This window comes from Gimesia sp. (assembly GCF_040219335.1).
GTDB lineage: Bacteria > Planctomycetota > Planctomycetia > Planctomycetales > Planctomycetaceae > Gimesia.
This window is the reverse complement of the sequence record NZ_JAVJSQ010000012.1, coordinates 1-23,657: the sequence shown is the minus strand read 5'-3', so window position 1 is coordinate 23,657 and position 23,657 is coordinate 1. Positions and strand designations below refer to the sequence as shown.

Sequence of the window (23,657 nt, the reverse complement as noted above, 5' to 3'; positions counted from 1 at the left end):
GGCTTCCATTCAGCACGGGAATTGCGAAAATGATAATATCGGGTGCCGCCTTAGAGTAGTGCGTCCCGCTTCCAACAGTCTTCCAGACGAACACGTAAAGACAACAGGCCCCCTTTTCAAAAACCTGTGGAGAAAGAGGTTATATGTCTGTTCTGAACTCGAATCGGATTTCCAGATTACTCGCAACCGGATACGGTCTGCTTTTCGTATGTGGCGTCAGCCTTTCACTGATCACCGGCCCTGCCAGCCTGCGGGCCGAAACTCCGACCAAACCCGCCAGTGCGAAAGCCAAAACGGAAGTCGATTCTGCCGGCGGTAAACGGATGCTGGACGCGATTAAATACCTGGCCTCCGATGAACTCGAAGGGCGCGGGGTCGACACACAGGGCATCAACCTCGCTGCAGACTATATCGTCAAAGAATTCAAAGCAGCCGGCCTGGATGTGACAACGGTTGAAGAAAGTGCCTTTCAGAAATTCACCATCAACACGGGCAGCAAACTGGGTCCGTCCAACGAACTGCAGTTGACCGGACCAGACGGCAAAACAATTCCCCTCGCCTATGACCAGGATTTCCGTTCCTGCTCGTTCGGCGGCTCGGGAAAATTTGATGCGGAAGTCGTCTTCTGCGGATACGGTATCGATGCCCAGGACGCGAAATACAATGACTATGCCAACGTCGATGTAAAAGACAAGGTCGTCATCATTATGCGTCGCACTCCCCAGCAGGGCGATAAAGAGAGCCCCTTCGCGGGGGCCCATGGCATTTCACGTTATGCAGCACTCCGCTACAAAGTGAGCACCGCCTTCGGTAAAGGTGCCAAAGCGATCCTGTTCGTCAATGATTACTATTCCACGCAGGAACACAAAAAAGAGGCCCGCGAACTGGAACAGGAGGCGATTGAAGAACTGATTCTCGCCACTGAAAAATGGGAAAAAGCAGCGAAGGATAAAGAGGAAACCAGTGCTGTCACCCTGAAAAAAGCCCTGCACGATGTACAGCAGGCACGCAAGAATCTGAAAGAGGCGCATTTCGACCGCCTAATGGAATTCGGGTATGCCGGCAGCGGAGATGGCCGTTCGATCCCAATTGCTCACATCACCATCGAAAAGTGTAACGAACTCTTCAAGGACGCAGGGAAACCAACGCTGCAGGAACTCGAAGGTAAAATCGATGAAACACTGAAGCCGGAAAGCTTCGCGTTACCCCAGTGGAAAGCCCAGGGCGAGATTTCGGTCGAACAGATTCGCACGGAAGTCAAAAATGTGATTGGCGTGCTGGAAGGCAAAGGTCCTCACGCTGATGAAACCATCGTCATCGGCGCGCACTATGATCACGTTGGTTACGGCGGTGAAGGTTCACTGGCCCCCGGTTCGACCGATGTCCACAACGGTGCCGACGACAATGCCTCGGGAACCGTGGCCCTGATCGAGCTGGCTCGCAAGCTGGCAGCCCGCAAGGATCCCCTGCCCCGCCGCCTGGTCTTCATCGCCTTTACCGGTGAAGAACGGGGGCTGATCGGCTCGGCACATTACGTCAAAAATCCCGTGTTTGACCTGAAGAACACCGTGGCGATGCTCAACATGGATATGGTCGGACGTTTGACCGACGACAAGCTGACCGTTTTCGGTACTGGCACCGCCCCCCGCTGGGAAACACTGGTAGAAAATACTGCGAAAGCCTACGACCTGAAACTCTCACTCAAGCCGGAAGGGTTCGGTCCCAGTGATCACAGCTCCTTTTACGGCAAGCAGATTCCGGTACTGCACCTCTTTACGGGAACTCACAGCGACTACCATCGCCCCTCCGATGACTGGGACAAAATCAATATCCCGGGCATGGAACGGATCATCGGGTTTCTGGAAGAAATCGCTATCGCGACTGCAGAGAGCCCCGACCGTCCTCAATACGTGAAGATCGAGCGTCCCGCCGCGACCATGCGTTCCGGAAACCGGCCTTACTTCGGCAGTATTCCGGACTTTGGTGGAGAAGGCCCCGGCTATCACATTTCGGGAGCCTCTCCCGGTAGCCCGGCTGACAAAGCGGGCCTCAAAGCCGGCGATGCCATCATCAAGATGGGCAAGACGAAAATCGATGGTCTGGATGACTTCGACCTGGCGCTGCGGATGTTTTCCGCCGGCGAGGAGGTAGAGGTCACTGTCCTGCGGGACGGAAAGCGAGTCAAACTGACCGTGAAGCTGGGTAAACCCAAATAAGCGTTATCTGTTTATTTTCGTGTGTAAACCAGGGAGACCGTTCCGGTAAAATCGTTCTTCTTACGGCCCGCGTTGGGATAAGAGTTGTAGACCTGCAGCAGTCCCAGCCGCAGGTTCCAGCGGTCTTTGTTGTCCAGCTTGAACAGGATCCCCGTTTCGCTTGTCAGACGGAGAATCTGGATATTGTCCACACTGGGAGTCCAGGTCTGTTTGTGCTCGAGTTTCGCATGATCGCCTAAGGGCCAGTGGAATTCGATTTCGGCAAAGACGTCGAGCGTGGTTCGTCGCATACTGGGATCGTTATAAATTTCGTGCGTACCACCAGGACCAACACGCACGATCAATCGGCGATCTTTTTCATTGACAAAACGGTAACCAAGACCACTGGAAATCGTACCCCGCCAGTCCAGATTCTCAAACTCATCGTAAACGTTCTTATTCGTTACGAAGACAATCCACTTCGTGGTGCGCGCCACGTCCAGAGTCGCATTACCGTACCAGCGGTTGGCATCGCGAATACCATTGGACTGCCCCCAGCGACCGCCAATCTCAAACAGAAACTGGTTGTCATCATCAGACTTTTCCAGTTGCAGTGCAGTGGTAACATAATCCCGCTGAGTATTCCCTGCCAGAAAGGTTCCGCCGATCTCCATCCGCTTGGTCCAGATTTCAGCGTATTCCCAGCAGGTGTCATAATAGTTTTCCACCCGATCCCAGGGAGCCGTATTCTCATCTTCGACATCTCCGAACTCCGGTGAAACGCCGATCGGCTGGGGAACGGGGGTCTGATTGATCATGGCCGGCAGCGGGGGAAGTTCCACGTTCTCATTACTGACCAGCAGCTCCTCACCTGGAGGCGGAGTATCCGGGTCGGTCGCCAACTCGGCGTATTCAAGCCGATCCACATCTTCCAGCGAAATCTTACGGACACTCCCATCAGGCAGTTGAAACAGGATCTTGCCCGACTCGAAACCGACACTTTCTCCCGCCAGGAACTCCCCACTTTTAAGATAGAGCGTTTCTGCCGGAACCGGTTCTGCAGCAGACAGCACATTACCCAGGCTGCAGACCATCAGCCAGAGCATCAGTATTCGCAGGCTGTACCAGCGATAGTTTCTTCCTGTAATGAGGTGGGAACAACCCATTAGACCGTCCGTGGCTGGATCACTCAGTGATAATTAGTTGGAGTTTGGTTTAGATTTGTGCGAAAGGGGTTAAGAAGGGAACGGGATTTTAGTTAGGACGGCAAATCAGTGCAATGTGTATCTCTGAAGTACGTCTATTTGATCACCAGAGCGAATCTCCGATTTATCGCAGGTTGCGTTTTTGCATCTAACTCCTTTTAAAACAGACATTTATATAAACAATACCTGATTACATTGTCTGAATTTTTTCAAGCCGCCCCCTGTCCTGACGATCGAGCCCGTCTGATCGATTTTAGCGATTCTCGATCTCGGAAACCCGCTCTGAATATTGCCTGATCGCTATAACCGGATCTTTTCCCTGTCTGGAACTCTTTCCTTATCTCCTGCTGCCCGCTTTTTTGACTGCGACTCCCTGAAAAAGCAGAACAGATCAGGACTACTTCGGACCTCCCCTCATTTCGCATGCTAGAGTTTTTTTGATTCCCGCTCGTTTCGAGCCTGCAAGAGCGAGCAGCGGATCAAGTTAAAGCAAACATCAATTCATATCAAAGAATATAAAACGGCACTTCAAGCCAACGGCGATTACAGAATCGCCTCTCGTGAGGGGGAGAAGATTTAATCATGGGATTCTTGAAACGATTTTTGAAGACGACCTATCGAGACAATACTGCGGGGAAATCGCGCAGCAGTTTCGAAAGTCTTTCAGAAGACCAGTTGGAAACGCATTTAAATATCGCCAAGTACGGTAATTTCATGCTGACCGATGCAATCCGTCCTTCCTACGACCTGGAAGTGGTACCACAGGCCGGTTACCGACATGACGTTTACACCGACAAGGAATCCGGAATCAAAATTCCGGTTCTAATGGCTTCCGCTTCCCGCGAAGTTCTGTTCGACCTGTTTATCGATCTGCTCGATCCGCTGGGTCATGAAGTCGATGTCGTACTGGAAACCAGTCACGACGGCGGGCACAATCAGCATCAGGACCTCTACCGGGAACACATGGATCTGCCCGTCCTGAAAAGTACGCTCTACGATTACGAAGATCTGCTGCTCAACGATGGCTGTGCCGGCATTGCTGTGCTCAATCCATTGATCCCGCTGGAAGTACAATTCGACGAGCATAAGCTGCTCATCATGTATGGCCAGGGAATTGATCAATTTGAGAGCATTCTGGATGAATACGGGATTCCCCACGATCCGGAACTCAAATTTATCACCGAGGCAGAACACGTTCACTCTTCCAGCGACGAAGCGATCGAAGAACTGGATCAGTTGAAGTACCGTCTCGGCATCGATTTTGAATAAGAGACCTTATTCAAAGCTGCGGATCCGAAATGGTTCTGCCTGTCCTTCAATCAGATGCAGTTCCTGATTCGCAGCGATTCCGGTAAAGCGTTGTTTGAGTCCGGATGGCCAACTGACCTCCATCTCTGTGACCTGCTGGTCAGGTCCCAGGCCAAATACCAGTGCCCTTTCATTACTCGCCTGGTATCCGTCTCCCGCGGTCAACTGACGCATCAGCGTCTGCCCGCTTGCTTTCAGACGGACTGTCGTGCCGATGGCATCCCGATTCGATTCGGTCCCCGTCAATCGCACTACCAGTCGATTCCCCGTGTCCTTTGTTCGGTTCTTCAGTAATACCACCGGTTGATCGAGACTGGATACAGCAACTTCCTCGCGACCATCCCGGTTCCAGTCCAGCCGCGCCATGCCCCGCCCCAGTCGTGGTTTTTGAAAGAACTCGCCCAGTCCGTCCGCTTTCAATTCTTCAAATCTCCCCTGCCCCTGATTTTTCAGAAACTGGGGCCGCATCTGCCAGGGTGTCTCCATTTTGCGCAGATCTTCGACATGCCCGTTAACGACAACCAGATCCTGTAGACCATCCAGGTCGGCATCCAGGAACTGCGTGCCGAACCCGAGCAGGTACAGACTCGATTCCGCCAGATTCGCGGACTGGGTTGCATCTACGAATTCATCCGGGCCGATCTGCCGATAGAGCGTATTCGTCTCTCGATAATAGTTGGTGATGAACAGATCCATTAGTCCATCCGCGTCCGCATCCCCGGCGGCAATGCCCATGCAGGCTTCGGTACGTCCCTGGGCATTCAGAGCCAGGCCCGACAAAAGTGCCTGCTCGGTAAAGTGAAATTTTTCAGAGCCTTGATTGACGAAGAAGAAATTCGCTACTGCATCATTGGCAATGAACAGACTGGGATAGCCGCTACCGGTAAAGTCGGCGGCGATAATGCCCAGGCCTTTCCCGGCGGGTACTTCAATCCCTGAGTCTGTAGTGAAGTTTTTCAGGGTACCGTCTTTTGAATTCAGATAGAGCTGATCCTGGGCAGCAGGAAAATTCAAAGGCATGCAGGAGCGACTGCTCCCATCCGCATTCTGACAGACTCGGTCAAACACATCCGCGCCCGAGAGATAATTGACCGCATAGATTTCAGGGGCTGCATCGCCATTCAGATCCGCCATCAGACAACTCGTGGTCCAATCATCCGCGGAACCACGGGCCTCTTCCACTTCGGAGAACGTGCCGTCCCCGTTATTAAGATAGAGTCGGTTCTGACCAATGTTACCGATGTAAACATCATCAAAACCATCCTGGTTCAGGTCGCCGATGGTCACTCCCTGGCTGAACCCGTTTTCCTGAATGCCGGTTTGCGCCGTCACATCGCGGAAAGTGCCATCGCCCTGATTCAGGTAGATCCGATCGAGGTATTCGATCGCCCGCTCATCAACGGGCCACCGCGTACCCTGCGTCAGGTACAGATCGGGCCAGCCATCCCCATTGAAATCGAGCACTCCCACTCCGCCGCCAGTGAACTCGTACATCTTGTGCCGCGTCTCAGGCCAGGGATGTCCGTTAAAATATTGAAAGTCAATCCCCGCGTCCGTGGAAACATCGGTAAACGCGATCTGTGAATCAGTTTTAGCAGCTTTCTTCCCGGAATTTTGAGCTGCCATGTCCGGAGTTATTTTTGGTGATTCCGGCAGGGACAGATCGCGAATGGGATTCAGTCCGGGGTCCGTTCTCACCAGAGGTAGTTTTTTGAGTTCCCCCTGGAGTTCGTCTATGGTCTGTTTCGCCCAGCTGAGATAAGGGTCGAGCAGCAAAGCGGCCCGGCTCCAGCCATAGGCTTCCCAGACCAGCCCCAGTTCACGGGCCAGTTGAACGGTTTTCTCAGCGGCGGGCAGTTCTTTGTCACCGTAAACGACTTTGACCAGTCCTTCATAAGTCTGCAGTTTTCGGGAATATTCGAGCAGCTGTTCCGCCGCTTGGGGATCTCCGGTCTGCTTCAACAGCTGACCCAGCTGATAACAGGCGGTAGGGTTCGTTGCATCCCGTTTGAGTGTCTGTGCAAAGCAGTGAATCGCTGCCTGCTGATCTCCCTGCTGCTGGTACCACTGCCCTTCGACACTCCAGATGTCCGGGTGTTCGCGGACTGGTTCCGGTAATTCAGACTGCCACTTTTGAAAGGCATTGGGAACCTGTAACTTAAGCAGAGTCTGACCGAGCAGCACCTGTGCCTGGCTTAACTCGGGCTGGGTTTGAATCAGTTTCAGCAGTCGCTGCTGTGCCGCCGCATATTTCTGTTCATCCACATCGAGTCGGGCCAGCATGAGTTGCACGAGAGGATCGTGAGGCGCGGCCTGTTCGTAGTCGGCGAAGAGTTGCGGGTTCTCTAATGAACGGTCACTCATCGACAGCAGATACAGCACGACGGGATTCAGCTCTTTCTGCTGGAGCAGTTTGATGCGAATCGGTACCGCTTTCCAGGTCTGCGTTGACAAGCCATAAATGAACGAGAGCCGTTCCAGGATCAGCGCGTCATCGGGAAAAAACTGGTAGGCCCGCTCAAACTGATCGAGGGCGAGAGAGAGCTGCTTTAACTGAAACAGATAGTACTCTCCGGAACGGGTGCGTGCCTGGTAACAATCGCGGCTCTGATTATCGGGGACGCGATCATAGTACTGAATCGCAGCTTGGAAATCGCCCTCTTTAATAGCAATTTCTGCGAGCAGCATTCCCGCATCGTCAGCGTGTGAGGGAGACTCCAGCACCGGGAGCAGTTCTCGCTTCGCTTCAGCATACTGCTGCTCACGAAAGGCGTGCGCGCCTCGTTTCAATTGTGCAGACGGATCAGGTTCGAACATTCCGAAGAACCAGAGTGCCAGCCCGATCGTGATCAAAACCAGGAGAACTACAGTCAGTCGCAACAACTTGATGTGCCTTTTCAGTGCCAACAACCGTCAGGGTTGTGGGCTGCCAGTGTCAGTTAGAGGGTCAGCTCCCCTATTGTAAAGGGGAGTCTGACCTGACACCATGGGCACGTTATTTAAACCGTGACATTCTCCTTCTCCTGCGCATCGACATCAGATGCGGTTGCAGGCTGGGTTTTGAACTGCTTAGCGACACTGGGTCTGAACAGATTGATGACCGAATGCTTGGCATCCATCGTCAGACTGAACAACGTCGGCACCAGGACCAGTGTAAACAATGTCGAAACAATCAGGCCACCGAGCACCACACTTCCCAGCCCGCGATAGAGTTCACTCCCGGCACCGGGAAACAGCACCAGGGGCAGCAACCCGAGTACAGTAGTGGTCGTCGTCATGAAAATCGGTCGGATACGTGTGCGGATACTTTCCAGAATCGCTTCGCGAGGCGTCATCCCATCTTCATTGATATGGTTCAATGACTGGTGAATGATCAGAATCGGGTTATTCACCACGGTACCAATCAGGATCACGAAGCCGAGCATCGTCAGTACATCCAGGGTCTGCAACATGAACAGGTTCAATACACTGAGCCCCAGAATTCCGCCGACGGCCCCCAGGGGCACACTGAAAATAATTACAAACGGATACAGCCACGATTCGAACAGCGCTGCCATCAACAGGTAAGTAATCATCAAGGCCAGCAGTACGTTGAACTGCAGTGCCGCCCAGGTATCGCGGAGCTTATCAGCAGTACCCGAAAGCATAACCCGGTAACCGCCATCCAGTTGACCACTGTCCCGCATGGGCTGGACAATTTCATCCTGGATTCTCTGCATCGCATCTTCCAGTGCCATTGCTTCAGGCGGGGAAACTTCGATGGTAATCGCCCGCTGGCGTTCGCGATGATTCACCTGTTCCGGTCCGCTGGTAATTTCCACATTCGCTAATGCTTCCAGAGGCACCAGAGATCCCATGGGGGTCGCGACCGAGAGGGCTTTCACGTCCTGCGTATTCTGAATGTGGCGGGACTCCCCAACGATTGAGAGGTCAATTTTATCGCCTCCCAGATAATAGTCACCAGCAAAAGCACCATCGATCAGGGCATTTGCTGTATATCCCAGATCAGCACTGCTTACTCCCATTTCAGCAGCCTGTACCAGTTTGGGCTGAATATGTACTTCCGGACTGGACAGGTCCAGACTGGGAACGGGACGTACCTGGGCGTCGGGGATCATCCCTTTCACCTTCCCCAGAATCTGTCCGCCCATGCCTACCAGTTTCTGCAGATCGGGTCCGATGATTTCGACTTCGACAGTACGTCCGCCGGTCAAACCCTGTTCAAACAGACTTGACTGTTTCGCGACTGCAAAGGTCCCTTCCAGCTTGGCTCCCGCCTGCTGGACCAGAGGAATCAGTTCGCCTACACGTTGGGAATCATGTGCGCGAATCCCCATAAAGACCATGCGTCCGCGGGCCACGAAAAAGAAATCGCCGATCACCGGATAATCAAGGCTTTTGGCTTCTTCGCTTTCGGGGTCAACAATATCCCAGTAAGGTCGCAGGTCTGATTCGACCTCTTCCCCCAGTTCCATCAACTGGTTCATGTTGTAGCCGGGAGGGGGAAGCAGAATACAGAAAATCAGATTGCGGTTTCCTGTCGGCAGGTATTCCACTTTAGGCCAGAGCTGCCAGCTGATGCCGAAGGCCGCTCCCACCAGAACACCGGTCACTACCAGGCGTCTCAACAATCCTTTCTGAATCCAGCTGTTCATTCCTACAACGGACTTCACAAACAGGGCGCCCGCAGATTCAATCGGAGTGATGATCACTCTCTGCAAGCGGCCTTTTCTCTGAGGTTCCTCAGGCTCGGGATTGTCGACGACCCGCATATCCTCAATGTCCTGTCCCTCCCGTTTGTGTAACAGACGGGCCGAGGCAGTGGAAATTAATGTCATCGAGACCAGCAGCGAGAGTCCTACCGCGGCACTGATCGCCAGGGCAATATCCTGGAACAGCTGACCGGCTTCTTCCTGGATAAAGACCACCGGCAGGAAGACGGCGATTGTGGTCAGAGTGGAAGCCAGAACCGCCCCCCAGACTTCCTGGGTCCCTTTGATGGCTGCTCGGAACGGAGACTCACCCAAAGAGTATCTGCGGAAAATATTTTCCAGAACCACCACCGCATTATCCACGAGCATCCCGACCGCGAACGCCAGACCGGCCAGACTGATCACGTTCAACGAACGTCCCATCAGCCCTAGAATCAGGAAGGTGCCGATAATACTGGTGGGAATCGCCAGACCGACCACCAGGGCCCCGCGAGCAAACCAGAAGCCGGCCCCAATGATCAGCGCCAGACAGACTGCGAAGAACCAGGGGGAGATATAGGCAGCCGCGACGGCTGACAGAATAATAAACGGCACCACAATCAGGGTGCGAATCCCGAGGTGCAGGAACGACATCAGAACGATCATCGTCAAAGCACCACCGATGAAGATATTGTTCTTTACCAGGTCAACTGAGGAATAGATATAGTCGGTTTCATCATAAACCTGCACCAGCTGTAAGCCACGGGCTTTGAGAATTGTTTCGTCAATCTCTTTGGCGGCTTCGCGGAGTCCATTCATAATATCCAGCACGTTGGCGCCGGTTTCGCGGATACAGTTCACCGCGATACTCGATTCGCCGAAGCGACGTACCAGACCATCCGGTTTTTTGTAACCCAGGCGGACTTCAGCAACGTCCCGTACATACACCGGCGCGCCATCGCGGACCGCCAGCAGCTGATTTTCTACTTCTTCAATATTGCGGAACTGCCCCAGAGTACGCACTACCCAGCGGCGTTTACCTTCCCAGAAATCACCGGCAGAAGTATCTTCATTCTGGCCGCGCAACACGCGACGCACATCGGCGATCGTCAACTGGCGGGCGGCGAGTTGTTCGGAGTCGACAACCACCTGCAGTTCATCTTCCAGACCTCCCAGCACGTTTGACTGGGAAACGCCGGCCACACGTTCGAAGCGGGCTTCGATTTCATCTTCCGCAAAACGCCGCAGCTTGGTGACTTCGATATCTTCCTTGGGCAGAATTTCTCCGCGGACATCAGGATATTCATCAGCCAGCATTCGCAGGCGCAACATCGCCAGTCCGGGATTGGGAGTTTTTCGAATCACTTCCAGACGGTCTTTGAGTTCCGGATGCTTATCTCCAAACGCAACAATTTTCTCTTCAGACGGTAGACGGCTGCTGAGAATGAACCAGGCAATCGGACGGTCCGCAGCGTTCGCAGTACTGATGATGGGCTGATCGGCGTCTTCCGGGTATTCGGGAACCTGCTGCAGGCGTGAGTTGACCTTAAGCAGGGCTTCATCCATGTTGGTACCGACCAGGAATTCCAGTGTAATGGTTCCCTTGGAGTCGGCACTTTCCGAACTCAATTTGGTGATGCCTTCCACACTCTTGAGCTGTTCTTCCTGTTCCAGCACAATTTCGCGTTCGACTTCCTGGGGACTGGCACCGGGCCAGCGTGTTTCGACAGTGATGGTGGGGCGCTGAACTTCGGGGGTCAGCTGCATCGGCATACGAGTCAGAGCGACCAGACCGAAGAGGACCGTCAGCAGCACACCAACGGTCACTTTGACCGGATTATGGACAATGGCTGTAATCAAATTCATGATGGTTCCTCATTAACCCTTGATGTCGATAGCTTTGGACTTGGGTTCTGCATCGGGAGACAGAACTTCAGAAATCACCACGTCCTGTCCGGGTCGCAGACGCTCGTTACCACGGATCACAACCTGCTGACCCGGCTTCAGATCTCCCTTAACCTGTATCAGGCGACCTTGTGCCACCCCAACCTGCACCGGCACTGCCCGGGCTTTGCCCTGCTTTTTATTATCTGCAGCAGGATCGACGACATAGACCATTGGTGTCGGGCCGCCCAATACCAGGGCATCCTTGGAAACCAGCAGCGCTGACTGCTGAGGTCCGGTAGGCAGAACCGCACGGGCCAGCATCCCTGATTTCAACAGGGGACCGCCATCTTTAGTAATTGTATTTTTCAGACGGACTTTGACGGGAAACGTACGGGCACGGACATCGGCCTGCGGTACGATTAAGGCAACTTTTCCCGTAAAGACCTGGTTGGGAATCGCGGGGACTTCCACCCGGACTTCCATTCCCAGCCGCACGTGGGGGACGTGATTTTCCAGCACCTGCACACTGACATCGACCTGATCCAGGGCGATGACTTCAGCCACAAGTTCGCCAGAGTTCACCCACTGACCGACTTCAGTATGTTCGGCGACCACGTATCCATCGAAGGGAGTAATGATCGTGTGTTTGACCACTTTACTTTCGAGTTCGTCAACAAGCGCCTGCTGCATGGCTACGCGAGCCCGAGCCTGATTAATTTTCTCTTTGCGAGGCCCCTCGACAGCCAGTTGATAGGCGGACTGTGCTTCTTCGAACATTTCGTCAGCACGAATCGATTCGGAAACAACCTGCTGAATGTCATCATCGTTGACTGCTTTACGGGCATACAAAGATTCCAGACGTTTACGGCGTTTCGTCTGGTATTCACTCTCTGCCCTGGCCGCCTGCATCAGTGCGCGGGCCCGTTTGATTTCATCCGGACGCGAACCGTTCTCCATCTCTTCCAGTTCGTGCTTCCGCAGTTGCAGCTCTGCCTGCTCCGCAGCCACTTCCAGCTTGATGGTATTCGTTAACAGCTGGGCCAGCGGTTGTTTCGCTTTGACAAAATCCCCTTCGTTCACAGGGAACTCAGCCACACGACCGCCGACGGCACTACCGATCACACTGCGTTTAATAGGGAGCACCGTTCCGACAAACGTCTGTCCCGAAGCAACATCCTTCTGGACGACTTCTGCCACCGCAACAGGGGCCGGCCCCCGCTGGGCACAGACAGTCTGTGCATTAATGATTAACACAGCGAGTGCTGCGACTTTAACGGTTGCAAATCTCATAAACTTCCTCAACGTCATATCAAGTAGTCGTAAGTAGTCAGCTTCATCCTGAATCTTGTTTCAGACCGCCTCAAACTCCGGGAGCTTGACCCCCAGATTTTCCTGGACCTGCATCAGCAGGGATTTCAGTGTCTCCACCTGCTCGGCAGTCATGCCTTTGGTTGCTTTCTTTCGGAGCCGCTTCAGACAGGAAACCATCTTGGACCAGATCGGTTTCGCTTCCGGCAGGACTTGCAGAACTTTTCGCCGCCGGTCTTCCGGATCACTTTCGCGTTTGATCCACTGATCGCGTTCCATCCGATCCAGAATCCGCACGAGAGTCGGAGGTTCGATCATCATTCGCTCGGCGAGTTCCACCTGCGACAGGGGACCTGCATAAACCAGCCAGCCAATCACCTGAAACTGTCGGAAGGTGATCCCGTAGGGAATCAATTCCTGATTCAACGCATCCTGATAGGAATGCGAAGTCATCGTAATCCAGTAACCGATGCTCTCTTCAAAATCGTATTGCAACATCAGCACCTCCTTCGGAGTGAACGCCCCTGATTGATTAGCCAGGCTAATTATTAGCCCTGTTATAATATTCAGGCATACCCTGTCGCAATAGCGAATCGCTGGTATACAAGGGCTTTAGACCGATTGCTGCTGAAATCAAGCGAAAAATGCGAGGTAAAGCGGGAAACTCAAAGTGGACCTCAAGGGCATCAATCAGTGCCCTGAACAGTTTCAGGCGGGAGAGACTGCGTAAAAGAATTAAAACGCGTTCGCGGGGCGGGCGTTTTTGTCAGGCTGCTGGCCTGCCGGAGTGAGGTTCAAGACACAGCGAAAACCGACGTCCGGGCCGGGCGTCCGCATGTTTTCCCCGGCCCGTTTCCAGGCTTTCCAGGAATCTTTCGCGCCACGGGCCACTCGTTCCCCCGATACAACGGGGAGTTTGGGACCGGTCCAGTCGCGGACGACGCCGGCATCGGAGCGGGCCAGCGCCGCTTTGTAGGCATCGGGAGAATACCAGTCATCGCACCATTCCCGGGCGTTGCCCGCCATGTCGTAAACTCCGTAGGGACTCTTGTCTCCCGGAAAACTTTTCACCGGATCAATTTGTCCGGGCTGGCGATTTTTGTGCCAGAGCGGGCGACCGTCGCCCCAGGGATACTGGAAGCCCAGTTCGCCCCGCGCGGCTTTCTCCCACTGCGTTTCCAGGGGCAACTGCTTGCCCATGGTTCGCGCGTAGTTGATGGCGTCGGTATACGCGATTCCCATCGCCGGGAAGTTTCCTTCCGCCTGATCATTGCCCGCTGGTTCGGGAATTTTGCCTTTCGCGGCGATCATTTCCGAACGCCAGCGGCGATATTGTTCGAGTGTGACTTCGTGCAGATCGATATAAAAGGCATTCTGAAAAATCGAAAACTGTGGTTGTGCATTCGGATCGCCGGATTCGACTCCCTGAATCGAAACGCCGGCAGGGACCAGCGCCATCTCGGAATAATCGCGTTCACAGCGAATCCGCCGGGGTAAGCCTTCTGCAGAATAGCCATACTCTGTTAATGCCGTGAACCCTTTGGGAAGTTTGAATGCAGAATTGGGCTGGGTTGCCTCCCCCGTCGCCTCTGGCTGAATGACATTAAATGTGGAGGCATTCAATCCCGGTGCGGCAGGGGGCACCACCGCAAACTCTTCTCCGCGGGCGCGATTGGGATCGGGCTTCTGAATCTGGTAATTATGCAGGTAATCGACTACTTCAAAATGATCCTCCGGATCTCCCTCCAGTTCCGCTGGCTGTGCAGGGCGGGACGGCTGCGGTTCCACTTTACGAGGCTTTAACTGCGGTGCCCGCATATTGGAACGAGCCGAGGAAGTTGACCTGGATTTGTCCCCTTCAGTAAAGCTCCCCACCTTGCCTCCACCGTCGCCACAACTGGACAGCAGCAGTGCGAGCAGGCAACATGACACAGAAAAGCGAAATCCAGTGGTCTTCGATAACAGAGGCATGATTAGTACCAGGGAAGCAGAGTGAGTCAAACTAAAGAGACAGACTCTCCTGATTCTAACAACCACGAGACGGATTAACAGCCCTTTTCAGGCCGTTCAACCGTTTTCCCTGACGGCGGCGACCAGCAACGATTTGAAATCGTTCATCGTTTTACATTCTGTCGCAATCCGGGGATGCGCAAAGACGCGCACCCGTTTGACGAAATCATCAAACTGCTTGCGTGCCAGCGTATCCACCACAGGAGAGACGACGTGCAGCGGCTGATATTGTGCTTCGCGCGGCGAATAGATCTCCACGTTGAATTCCACTTCCCGATGCGTGGGGGGTGCGTCGATCAGAACGTCGGTCGCATCGACCTGCTGCTTTAACCGCTGTGTAAGGCGCGCTGCCAGTTGTTCGCTCCAGTGGACCAGCGAAGAGACCGGTCGATGCGCAATCAGTTCGAAGACTTCAGACGACTCATAGAAACTGAATTCAGCCACCCGTTTATAGAGCACACGTTTGTTACTGAAAATGCCTTCGACGAGACGTTCGCAGTCAGTCCCCTGGGCTTCCTTGCGGAGTACAGAAATGGAATCGGACTCGGTGAGCTGGAAATATTCCGCAAGATCCAGCCTGGGATAGAGGTGATAAAACGCGCGGGCAAACATCGTACTCGCCGCACGAACCGCGTGATGCCAGTAGACTTCGCTGAACATCACATAACGGGCAAATACCATCAACTCGGCTGCCGTTTTGCCCTTGGAACCAATCGCCAGTCCATCACCGCACTCGTTAACCATCAACGACTGGATCAGTCGTTTTTTATCGTAGTTCCGACCATAAGGCACGCCGGCGTGGAGACTGTCGCGATCGAGGTAGTCCATCTTGTCGATGTCAATCGGGCCGGAAAGGATCGAACGCACCAGACGCATGCGGGGCGTATCCGAACTGGGCACCAGAATATCCAGCACTTCCGAAGGTTCAATGCCCCACTCTTCCCGCAGGATCTTAGGCAGTTCGTGCCCTTCCGAGAGAAACTCCCTGGCAAACTGCTCGTGCCGGGGAATGCCTTCCAGTGACATATCCTCAATCAGATGACAGAACGGCCAGTGTCCCAGGTCGTGCAGCAGGGCCGCTGCAATCAGCACTTCCGCCGTATGCTCGTCAACGGTCGCCGCGAAACGTTCATCCCGTCCCAGTTGCCAGAGATACTGCAGTGCATTCTGATAAACACCCAGCGCGTGTTCGAAACGCGTGTGTGTAGCACCGGGATAAACAAGCGCCGTGAACCCCAGTTGGGTGATGTGCGACAGCCGCCGGAACTCGGGCGTATCGACCAGCGCCCGGACGCGACTGGTAAAAGGCACGTCCTGCTGATAGGGAATCCGCACCAGGCCACTGCCTGACTGCAGGTTGGAGAGTTCAGGAATCTCGACATACGGGTGGTTCATGAAACGTCAATTCCGTTTTACGATTTCGTGAGCCTTTCAGGCGAGCAGCGAAGAACGATCGTTCGGCGCAAACAACTCCTCGACGACAGAGGCGATCATTTCGTTATCTTCCTGCGCCCCTTCGGAACACATGGCCTTCCACAGTACCTGGCCGGCCTGCACTGCTTTCTGAACCTTGGCAGGCAACGCGTCCACTTCCAAAGGAGGACGCAGATCATGATTCAGGATCGCCGTGGAGAGAGCATGCGGAATCTGTTCGATTTCATCGACCGATTCAAATTCGACCAGGCCTACCAGTAGCGGATTATAGCGTCCCTGGATCAGCGAGCGGACATCATCTTTATAAGCGATCAGCGGCTTGCCCAGCATCCAGGCCATGGCGGCTTCGGAAACAGCGCCTTCATCGGGAACGCGTCCGTTGAGATTCCAGACCATCGCCTCGCATTCCACAACCAGCTGGTAGACATCCAGCGAGAAAATGGCTTCATGCAGAAACTGAGCAGCCGTCGGTGCATCCCAGTTGCGTTCGACCAGCACATCCAGGATCAGTCGAAATTCCATCCCGTCGCGATGAGGCAGGTAGACGGTATAGCCGGTTTTGGTTAAGAGATCTGCAATCTCTGTCATCTCGTCCCGCTCGGTCCGATTAAACAGAGGACCTGCGCAGTACACGCGCATCTGTTCGTTAGAATGTTTCATGGTCAAACCTGTAATGCTTCCCTGCTGAAAGAAAACCATTTAGAATAGTGAGATAGAGGGGATTCAGAGTTCATTGTAACAACGTCCTGTTTTTTTTCACCCAAACCGGATTCTTTTCCGCCAGCATCTCCCAAATTTGTCAGAGCAGCATTCAACAGCGCTGCCTGAATCGTCGCAAGCCAGTTAGAACATACCCAGACAGTCTGCTCCAAATTCATGAATCACAGCGCCCCTACTCCTCCCGCAATCGACAGCCGCCGATTTACTTACGCGCTGCTCTGCGTGCTACTGGGCCCCGGTGCGGTGACACTCGCCCTGCAGACGATCTTCAGCAGTCAGGACCTGGCCGGGATGTATGTCAGCGTTCCACTCTGGGAAGCACTGCTCTCAAGCTGGGACGCGACGCTCGATCCGGCCACACAGACGGTTGGTATTCCCTTTTTTCCACTGATGGGATACCTGCTCCTCACCGCAGCACTGACCTGGCTGGCGGGGGGCTTCCTGATTTCCCGCCTGCAGAAGTCTGCGTTCGCTGCTGCGCTGACGGACTGGGGCTGCCTGGGTTATCGCTGGTGGTTTCTGCCCGGCGTCTGGGAGTTGCTCAGAATTCTATTGTTTATCATTGGCTGGAGCAGCGGCGAAGGTCTGCTGCTGGCAACCTCGCAGTTCTGGTTCGCGATTACGATGGCGGGCTGGCTGGCCACATTGGTGACGCTGCTGTTTCCCGCTTCCCAGAGTGAAGCTTCGCCCGAAGAACTTTCCACAGAACCAAAGTCCTCCCTGCCCGTTAGCGTCTGGCTGCTGATGGGCGTTTTCGTATTGATCTTCACCTGGATGAACTGGCGGCTTTACCAGGGCCTGCTGATTCCCCACGGCGATTCAGCCATGTATGAAGAGCATCTCTGGAATGTCCTGCACGGAAAAGGGTTTCGCAGTTACCTGGATCAGGGGCTGTTCTGGGGAGAACATATTCAATTCATTCACCTGCTGCTCTCGCCGCTGTACCTGATCTGGCCGTCCCACCTGCTGCTGGAACTGAGTGAAACCGTAGCCCTGGCTTGCGGTGCGATCCCCCTGTACCGCATGGCGACGCGACACAGCGGTTTTAAAACGGCGGGCACAGCGATCGTCGCAGCCTACCTCTGTTACTTCCCCCTGCAGTTTCTGGATATCGCCATCGATCTCAAAACATTCCGACCGATCTCCTTCGGCGTTCCCCTGCTGCTGTTCGCCCTGGAAGCGATCGAACGGAAGCGCTGGAAATCCGCAATCGTCCTGCTGCTGCTCTGCCTGGCTGCCAAGGAAGACTATGCGATTATTCTGGGACCTTTGGGGCTCTGGATCGCCTGGCGCGCGTTTCAGGAAAATAAACCGGCATCGAAAGCACAGAAATCCGTGCTGCTGAAAAGCATCGCCCCAGGCATCGGTCTGTCAGTGTTTGCCGTCGTTTATCTGGCACTGGTTGTGAAAGTTCTGATCCCCTGGTTCCGCGGCGGCACACAGGTGCATTACGTGGGTTACTTTCAGAAATTCGGCAATTCCCTGGGCGAAGTCGTCAGCAACATTCTGTTCAATCCGGGACTGCTGCTGGGCGAACTGATCCAACCCGACACATTCATCTATGCCCTGGCACTACTCGTCCCCCTCGGCCTGCTGCCCCTGTTCTCACCGGGTCGCCTGCTGGTGGGGCTGCCTCTGTTCGGACTACTCTGTCTGAACGAACTGGCCCACGATCCGCGACACCATTTCCATGCTCCCATCGTCCCCATTCTCTGCTGGGCTGCCGCTTATGGAATCGGCAATGTCACGACGGTGCTGCGTCGCTGGAAATTGGAACCCGCAACCCTGACACAGACACAGACCTGGGCCACGCATTTCCTCTGGAGTTCCTCCCTGGCAACCGGACTCTTTTTCAGCCTGGGTCCCGCGGGCCTGGTCTTCTGGGACTCTGGTTCCAACTGGTACTGGGGACGGCTGTACGTCCCCGGAGAGCGGTCGCGTCAGTTCGAAAAAATCGCAGATCTGATTCCCCCGGAGAGCAGAGTCGCCTCGACCGATTTCGTACATCCCCGCTATACCCACCATGCCCGCTCATACGATTACAGTAACTACCGGCGGAAAGTAAACGACTACGAAGCAGGGGTTCCGGAAGACACCGACTATATCGTCATCGACACCCAGCACCCTTACAGCGAGATCAAAACCCCAGATCAGATCCCCGAATATCGCGATCACCCTGAGGAATGGGAACTGTTGCCGGACAAGACCGACGGGTATTTCATTGTCCTGAAACGAAAACAGCCCCCGAAATCCGCTGCCAGCGAGTGATCGACGCCGATTTTCAATCAAAATTCGGATAAATGGGGGCTTCACCCGGTAAAATGAACGGTAATAATAGCCCGTGAACCCACCGCGAGACTGACAGGCGGCTGTTTTCCAGTCTCTCCCAAAATGACCTGTTCCAGGTCATCCGACTTTCCCGAATTCCCTTTCCCGTTTTCAAAAAATCGCTTCCGCAGCAGTGTTTTTTGAATATTTCGCAAGTCAGCCCCTGTTTCGAGTGACTTGCGAACCTGGTCCAGCTATGGTATCTCGCGTGTGGCAGACCGGTTTTCCACCGAGGAAAGCGGTCCTGATTCTCACAAATGCGTTCTCACTATTTTCATTGGTCACTGTTAGCAGAAGTCCCACAGGGCAAGAGACGGAGACATGGCACAACAATACATCATGCAACTGGAAGGCGTTACCAAAGTCTTTGAACAGAAAGAGATTCTGAAAGACATTTGGCTCTCATTCTTCCCTGGCGCAAAAATTGGTGTTCTGGGGGTCAACGGTGCTGGTAAAAGTACCCTGCTGAAAATCATGTCGGGGGAAGACACCAGCTTCCAGGGGGATGTCCGCCCTGCCAAAGGCATCAAGATCGGTTACTTCAAGCAGGAACCGGATCTGGATCCGAAACAGACAGTGGAAGAATGTATCGCCGAAGCGGTGGCTGAATCCCAGGCGATCCTCGACCGCTATAACGAAGTCAACATGAAGTTCGCCGAAGATCCTTCTCCCGAAGAGATGGAAAAGCTGATCGAAGAACAGGCGACGCTGCAGGACCAGATCGATGCAGCCAACCTCTGGGAACTGGATCGTACGCTGGAAATCGCCATGGACGCCATGCGTGTTCCTCCGGGAGACGCCATCATCGGCAGTCTGTCCGGGGGTGAGCAGCGGCGTGTTGCCCTCTGTAAAATCCTGCTGCAGAACCCTGACCTGCTGCTGCTGGACGAACCGACCAACCACCTCGACGCCGAATCGGTAGCCTGGCTGGAACGTTACCTGCATGACTTCCAGGGAACCGTTGTGGCGATTACCCACGACCGATACTTCCTCGATAACGTCGCCGGCTGGATTCTGGAACTGGAACGGGGCCGTGGTCTGCCTTTCGAAGGGAACTACTCTTCCTGGCTGGAGCAGAAACAGGCACGTCTGAAAGTCGAAGAAAAACAGGAATCGAAACGGCAGAAGTTCCTCAAACGCGAACTCGAGTGGGTCCGCATGTCACCCAAAGCACAGGCTTCGAAAAACAAAGCCCGTGTGCAACGCTATCAGGAACTGGCTGCGGAAGAATACGAAAATCGCGACGATGCTTCCGATATTCAGATTCCGGTTTCCCGGTCGCTGGGCAGCAAGGTACTCGTGGCAGAAAACCTCACCAAAGGTTTCGGCGACAAACTGCTGTTTGAGAATTTCACCTTCGAACTCCCCCCCGGTGGTATTGTCGGCGTGATTGGTCCGAACGGAGCCGGTAAAACGACGCTCTTCAAAATGATCATGGGACTCGAAGAGCCGGACAGCGGCACACTCGAAATCGGCGAATCGGTTGAACTCTCTTACGTCGACCAGAGTCGCGATGCCCTCGATCCCAAGAAAACCGTTTACGAAGAAATCTCCCAGGGACACGATCACCTGGTCGTCGGTAAATCGAGCGTGCATTCCCGCACTTATGTCGGCCGATTCAACTTCAAGGGACCCGACCAGCAGAAACTGGTCGGCGAACTCTCCGGCGGGGAACGTAACCGCGTGCACATGGCGAAACTGCTTCGCTCGGGTGGTAACCTGTTGCTGCTGGACGAACCGACCAACGACCTCGACGTAGATACCCTGCGTTCTCTGGAAGAAGGGCTCGAGCACTTCAGTGGTTGTGCACTGGTGGTCAGCCACGACCGCTGGTTCCTCGATCGTCTGGCGACACACATCATTGCTTTTGAAGGTGAGAGTAAAGTCCGCTTCTTTGAAGGCAACTACAAAATGTACGAAGCACGGCGACACGAAGAGCTGGGAGCTGAAGCCGACTCCCCGCACCGGATTCAGTTCAAACCACTGTCACGTTAAACAACAACTGACATTTGAGACAACAAAAACAAAAGGGGCAGTCTTTCGTTGACTGCCCCTTTCTTTTTTTAACGGGTGAGATTCAGCGTCGCTCGCCTCGAACGCGGCTCAGAGTTGCTTACTGAGTTGATTTCGTTTCCTGATCCGAAAATGGATTACGTTCTGCCACTGTCTGGCGATGGACTTCGGTACGGGCCACTTCCACGACTTTGCGTGCAGCGATGAGTTGCTCCGGTTTGAAGTAAGGTACGCCGCCGCCCACGATTTTGTGTTTCCTTTTGCTGGCAAGGTCCTGCCAGTCCAGGTGGCTGGAGAGGTGCCAGGCGATGGCCTGCATCATTTCCCAGTCGTCGCGGCGCGGATTGAATTTCTTGAGCAGAAGCACCAGCGCCTTGTCCTCCACCTGTGATTCGATGGGCCGCAGCTCATATGTTTTTCTGCTGGAAGGGCACGGCTTCCCATGCTCCAGGCAGACAGAACGCAGACGCAGGCGAACGGTCTTTTCTGGCGGAATGGTAAAGAAGCCCTGGAAATCCAAATTCTGATTGTTACTCATCGGTGCCAGATTGCCACCGACCGCCTGGGAATCTCCCGTCATCGGTTGATTGAGTCCCTGCAGGTCCTGTAACAATCCCTGACCGAGTCCCGGTTGTTGTCCCGGACCAGCCTGCGCCAGAATGTGTACGGAAGAAACCGCGGGAGGTACCTTGACCGTCAGTGGTTCGGAAGTCTTGTTAGTGATGAAGACCGAGGAATTGTAGGCGCTGATGGGATAGACCCGTGCCGACAGGGTCTGTTTCTTCAGCCCCTCAAACAGCTCAACCTGGGGTGCATCTTTACTGAGTGAGAGTTTCGTGATGATATCTCGCCGTGGTGTTCCTTCCAACGAGGGGGCCGTGGCGCCACCGATGGTCAGTAAGGCGCAGGCAATTGCTAACATCTGTATCCGTTTGGTCATTTTAACTCCTGTCTACCAGATTCTGCCCGCCTGAACCCGGAATAGTGTTCAATGCTAGCCTATCGCTAGCAGGCATATGTACAACGAAATGCACACAAGAAACGTGTCCACTTCTTTGAGCGTCAAAATAGAGATGTTATCTGGAGCGCGATACGAAAACTGACAGGTAAACTGAACGACGAACACTTTACAGAGTTCAAAAACTCTGTGATATTGAGCAAAACTTTCTCAGGCATCGAAAGATAGAAAAGAAATGAAATAAAAGAAAAAGCTGCTCAGCCTCAACGATAACGACTTGGTTTGAAGATTTCAATTTTTTTTTCATAAATCTTACTACTTGGATTCATTGGACCGCCGACTATGAAAGACTCAAACCGGACTGTGCGCTGGGGCATCCTGGGGACAGCCCGTATTGCCGAGAAGATCAGCATTGCTATTCACCAGGCAGAGAATGCCGAACTGACCTGCATCGCCAGCCGCGACGCCACCCGCGCTGCCGACTGGGCAGAAAAGCATCACGTCAAACGCAGCGTTGCCAGCTATGATGCATTGATCCACGATCCCGACATCGATGCCGTCTACATCCCGCTCCCTCCGGCACTGCATGGCGAGTGGACCGTTCGCGCCGCCCGCGCGGGCAAACACGTATTATGTGAAAAGCCCCTGGCGCTGAATGTGAACCAGGCGCGCGAAATGCGACGCGTCTGTCTGGAAAACGAAGTTCAGCTGATGGACGGCGTGATGTGGTATCACCATCCCCGTGCGCATGAGATGCTCGAACTGATTCGCAGCGACGCGCTGGGCGAACACCGCAGGATCACTTCCGCTTTTACCTTCAACTGGGATACCGTCCCCGAGGGAGATCTCCGCCTGCAGCGCGATCTGGGAGGCGGTTCCTTAGGTGACCTGGGGTGGTACTGTATTGGAGTCGCCCTCTGGGCTTTCAATGAACTGCCCACCAAAGTCTTCGGCACCGCACGACCTTATAATGACGTTGATTATAATTTCTCCGGAATCATGTGGTTCAGCAAAGATCGCATCGCATCCTTTGATTGTGGTTTTGATGTCAACATGCGGAAGTGGTTTGAACTGGCCGGCACAAAAGCCTCACTGATCTGTGATGACTTCACCCGCCCCTGGGAAAACACCAAACCCGCCTATGAAGTCAAAGACTCGCAGGGAAACCGTACCCGACACGAAACGGCTAATCCCCTGCAGGAAACGTGCATGATCAACCATTTCTGCGACATTATCCGTTCGGGACGACTGGAGCAGCAGTGGCCCGACCTGGGGATCAACACCCAGCGGGTACTCAACGCGCTGGACTACTCGGCGCGTACGGAAACCGTCGTCAACCTGACTGACTTCTTTCCCAAATAAACGCTTCTGAGCCGCGCATTAAAAAAGCACCCTGACCAGATTCGCTGATCAGGGTGCCTGAGGTGGAGACCTCCGCCTCGATGCATGCCTGCTTCCCGTTGAGGAAACATTATCTGTGAGCAGAACTGCTGTTCCGCGATCGCTTAATAGTAGTAGCCGTTTCCTTCGCTGCGGGGCGGACGATCACAGACGATGTCATTCTCGCCGTCACAGAAGTCCGCCTGATCGCGGAAACTGC

The 23,657-nt window shown here is 54.1% G+C and carries 16 protein-coding genes; 5 read left to right on the top strand and 11 right to left on the bottom strand.

Translation table 11 applies throughout. The features are described 5' to 3' along the window. Positions 1 to 143: 143 nt before the first annotated feature. On the top strand, positions 144 to 2,216 hold the full coding sequence (locus tag RID21_RS10605) for a M20/M25/M40 family metallo-hydrolase (protein WP_350188728.1): 2,073 nt from the start codon (positions 144 to 146) through the stop codon (positions 2,214 to 2,216). Positions 2,217 to 2,227: 11 nt separating this feature from the next. Here RID21_RS10605 and RID21_RS10600 read toward each other — a convergent pair whose 3' ends face one another. Continuing rightward, a complete protein-coding gene (locus tag RID21_RS10600) occupies positions 2,228 to 3,361 on the bottom strand; it encodes a DUF481 domain-containing protein (protein WP_350188726.1) in 1,134 nt (377 codons plus the stop codon). 621 nt (positions 3,362 to 3,982) lie between these two features. Here RID21_RS10600 and RID21_RS10595 point away from each other — a divergent pair. Next, positions 3,983 to 4,669, top strand: a complete 687-nt coding sequence (locus RID21_RS10595) for a hypothetical protein (protein WP_350188724.1) — start codon at positions 3,983 to 3,985, stop codon at positions 4,667 to 4,669. A 6-nt stretch (positions 4,670 to 4,675) separates the two neighbouring features. On the opposite strand, the gene RID21_RS10590 is transcribed toward RID21_RS10595, so the two are convergent. From RID21_RS10590 to RID21_RS10555, 8 genes are all read right to left on the bottom strand, one after another. Next, complete coding sequence (locus RID21_RS10590; protein WP_350188722.1) at positions 4,676 to 7,591, bottom strand: FG-GAP-like repeat-containing protein; 2,916 nt, start codon at positions 7,589 to 7,591, stop codon at positions 4,676 to 4,678. 116 nt (positions 7,592 to 7,707) lie between these two features. Further along, positions 7,708 to 11,265: an efflux RND transporter permease subunit gene (locus RID21_RS10585; RefSeq protein ID WP_350188720.1), complete on the bottom strand. Its 3,558-nt coding sequence runs from the start codon at positions 11,263 to 11,265 to the stop codon at positions 7,708 to 7,710. 12 nt (positions 11,266 to 11,277) lie between these two features. Then, complete coding sequence (locus RID21_RS10580) at positions 11,278 to 12,576, bottom strand: efflux RND transporter periplasmic adaptor subunit (protein WP_350188718.1); 1,299 nt, start codon at positions 12,574 to 12,576, stop codon at positions 11,278 to 11,280. Positions 12,577 to 12,636: 60 nt separating this feature from the next. Further along, complete coding sequence (locus RID21_RS10575) at positions 12,637 to 13,092, bottom strand: MarR family winged helix-turn-helix transcriptional regulator (RefSeq protein ID WP_145041781.1); 456 nt, start codon at positions 13,090 to 13,092, stop codon at positions 12,637 to 12,639. Between the two features lie 237 nt (positions 13,093 to 13,329). Beyond that, a complete protein-coding gene (locus RID21_RS10570; RefSeq protein WP_350188716.1) occupies positions 13,330 to 14,565 on the bottom strand; it encodes a formylglycine-generating enzyme family protein in 1,236 nt (411 codons plus the stop codon). Between the two features lie 96 nt (positions 14,566 to 14,661). Then, positions 14,662 to 15,999, bottom strand: a complete 1,338-nt coding sequence (locus RID21_RS10565; protein WP_350188714.1) for an HD domain-containing protein — start codon at positions 15,997 to 15,999, stop codon at positions 14,662 to 14,664. A 36-nt stretch (positions 16,000 to 16,035) separates the two neighbouring features. Next, positions 16,036 to 16,698, bottom strand: coding sequence for a nucleoside 2-deoxyribosyltransferase (locus RID21_RS10560; protein WP_350188712.1), 663 nt, complete (start codon positions 16,696 to 16,698; stop codon positions 16,036 to 16,038). Between the two features lie 2 nt (positions 16,699 to 16,700). Then, entirely contained in the window at positions 16,701 to 16,916 is a 216-nt protein-coding gene (locus tag RID21_RS10555; protein ID WP_350188710.1) for a hypothetical protein, read from the bottom strand. Between RID21_RS10555 and RID21_RS10550 the strand changes: the two genes are divergently transcribed. Further along, complete coding sequence (locus tag RID21_RS10550) at positions 16,915 to 19,026, top strand: DUF2079 domain-containing protein (protein ID WP_350188708.1); 2,112 nt, start codon at positions 16,915 to 16,917, stop codon at positions 19,024 to 19,026. The genes RID21_RS10555 and RID21_RS10550 overlap by 2 nt on opposite strands. 41 nt (positions 19,027 to 19,067) lie before the next feature. On the opposite strand, the gene RID21_RS10545 is transcribed toward RID21_RS10550, so the two are convergent. After that, positions 19,068 to 19,241: a hypothetical protein gene (locus tag RID21_RS10545; protein WP_350188706.1), complete on the bottom strand. Its 174-nt coding sequence runs from the start codon at positions 19,239 to 19,241 to the stop codon at positions 19,068 to 19,070. Positions 19,242 to 19,407: 166 nt separating this feature from the next. Between RID21_RS10545 and ettA the strand changes: the two genes are divergently transcribed. Continuing rightward, positions 19,408 to 21,081, top strand: a complete 1,674-nt coding sequence (gene ettA, locus RID21_RS10540) for an energy-dependent translational throttle protein EttA (protein WP_350188704.1) — start codon at positions 19,408 to 19,410, stop codon at positions 21,079 to 21,081. Positions 21,082 to 21,199: 118 nt separating this feature from the next. On the opposite strand, the gene RID21_RS10535 is transcribed toward ettA, so the two are convergent. After that, positions 21,200 to 22,039 (bottom strand): hypothetical protein, encoded by an 840-nt coding sequence (locus RID21_RS10535; RefSeq protein ID WP_350188702.1) that lies wholly within the window; start codon positions 22,037 to 22,039, stop codon positions 21,200 to 21,202. Between the two features lie 360 nt (positions 22,040 to 22,399). Between RID21_RS10535 and RID21_RS10530 the strand changes: the two genes are divergently transcribed. After that, complete coding sequence (locus RID21_RS10530) at positions 22,400 to 23,419, top strand: Gfo/Idh/MocA family protein (protein WP_350188700.1); 1,020 nt, start codon at positions 22,400 to 22,402, stop codon at positions 23,417 to 23,419. Positions 23,420 to 23,657 lie beyond the last annotated feature (238 nt).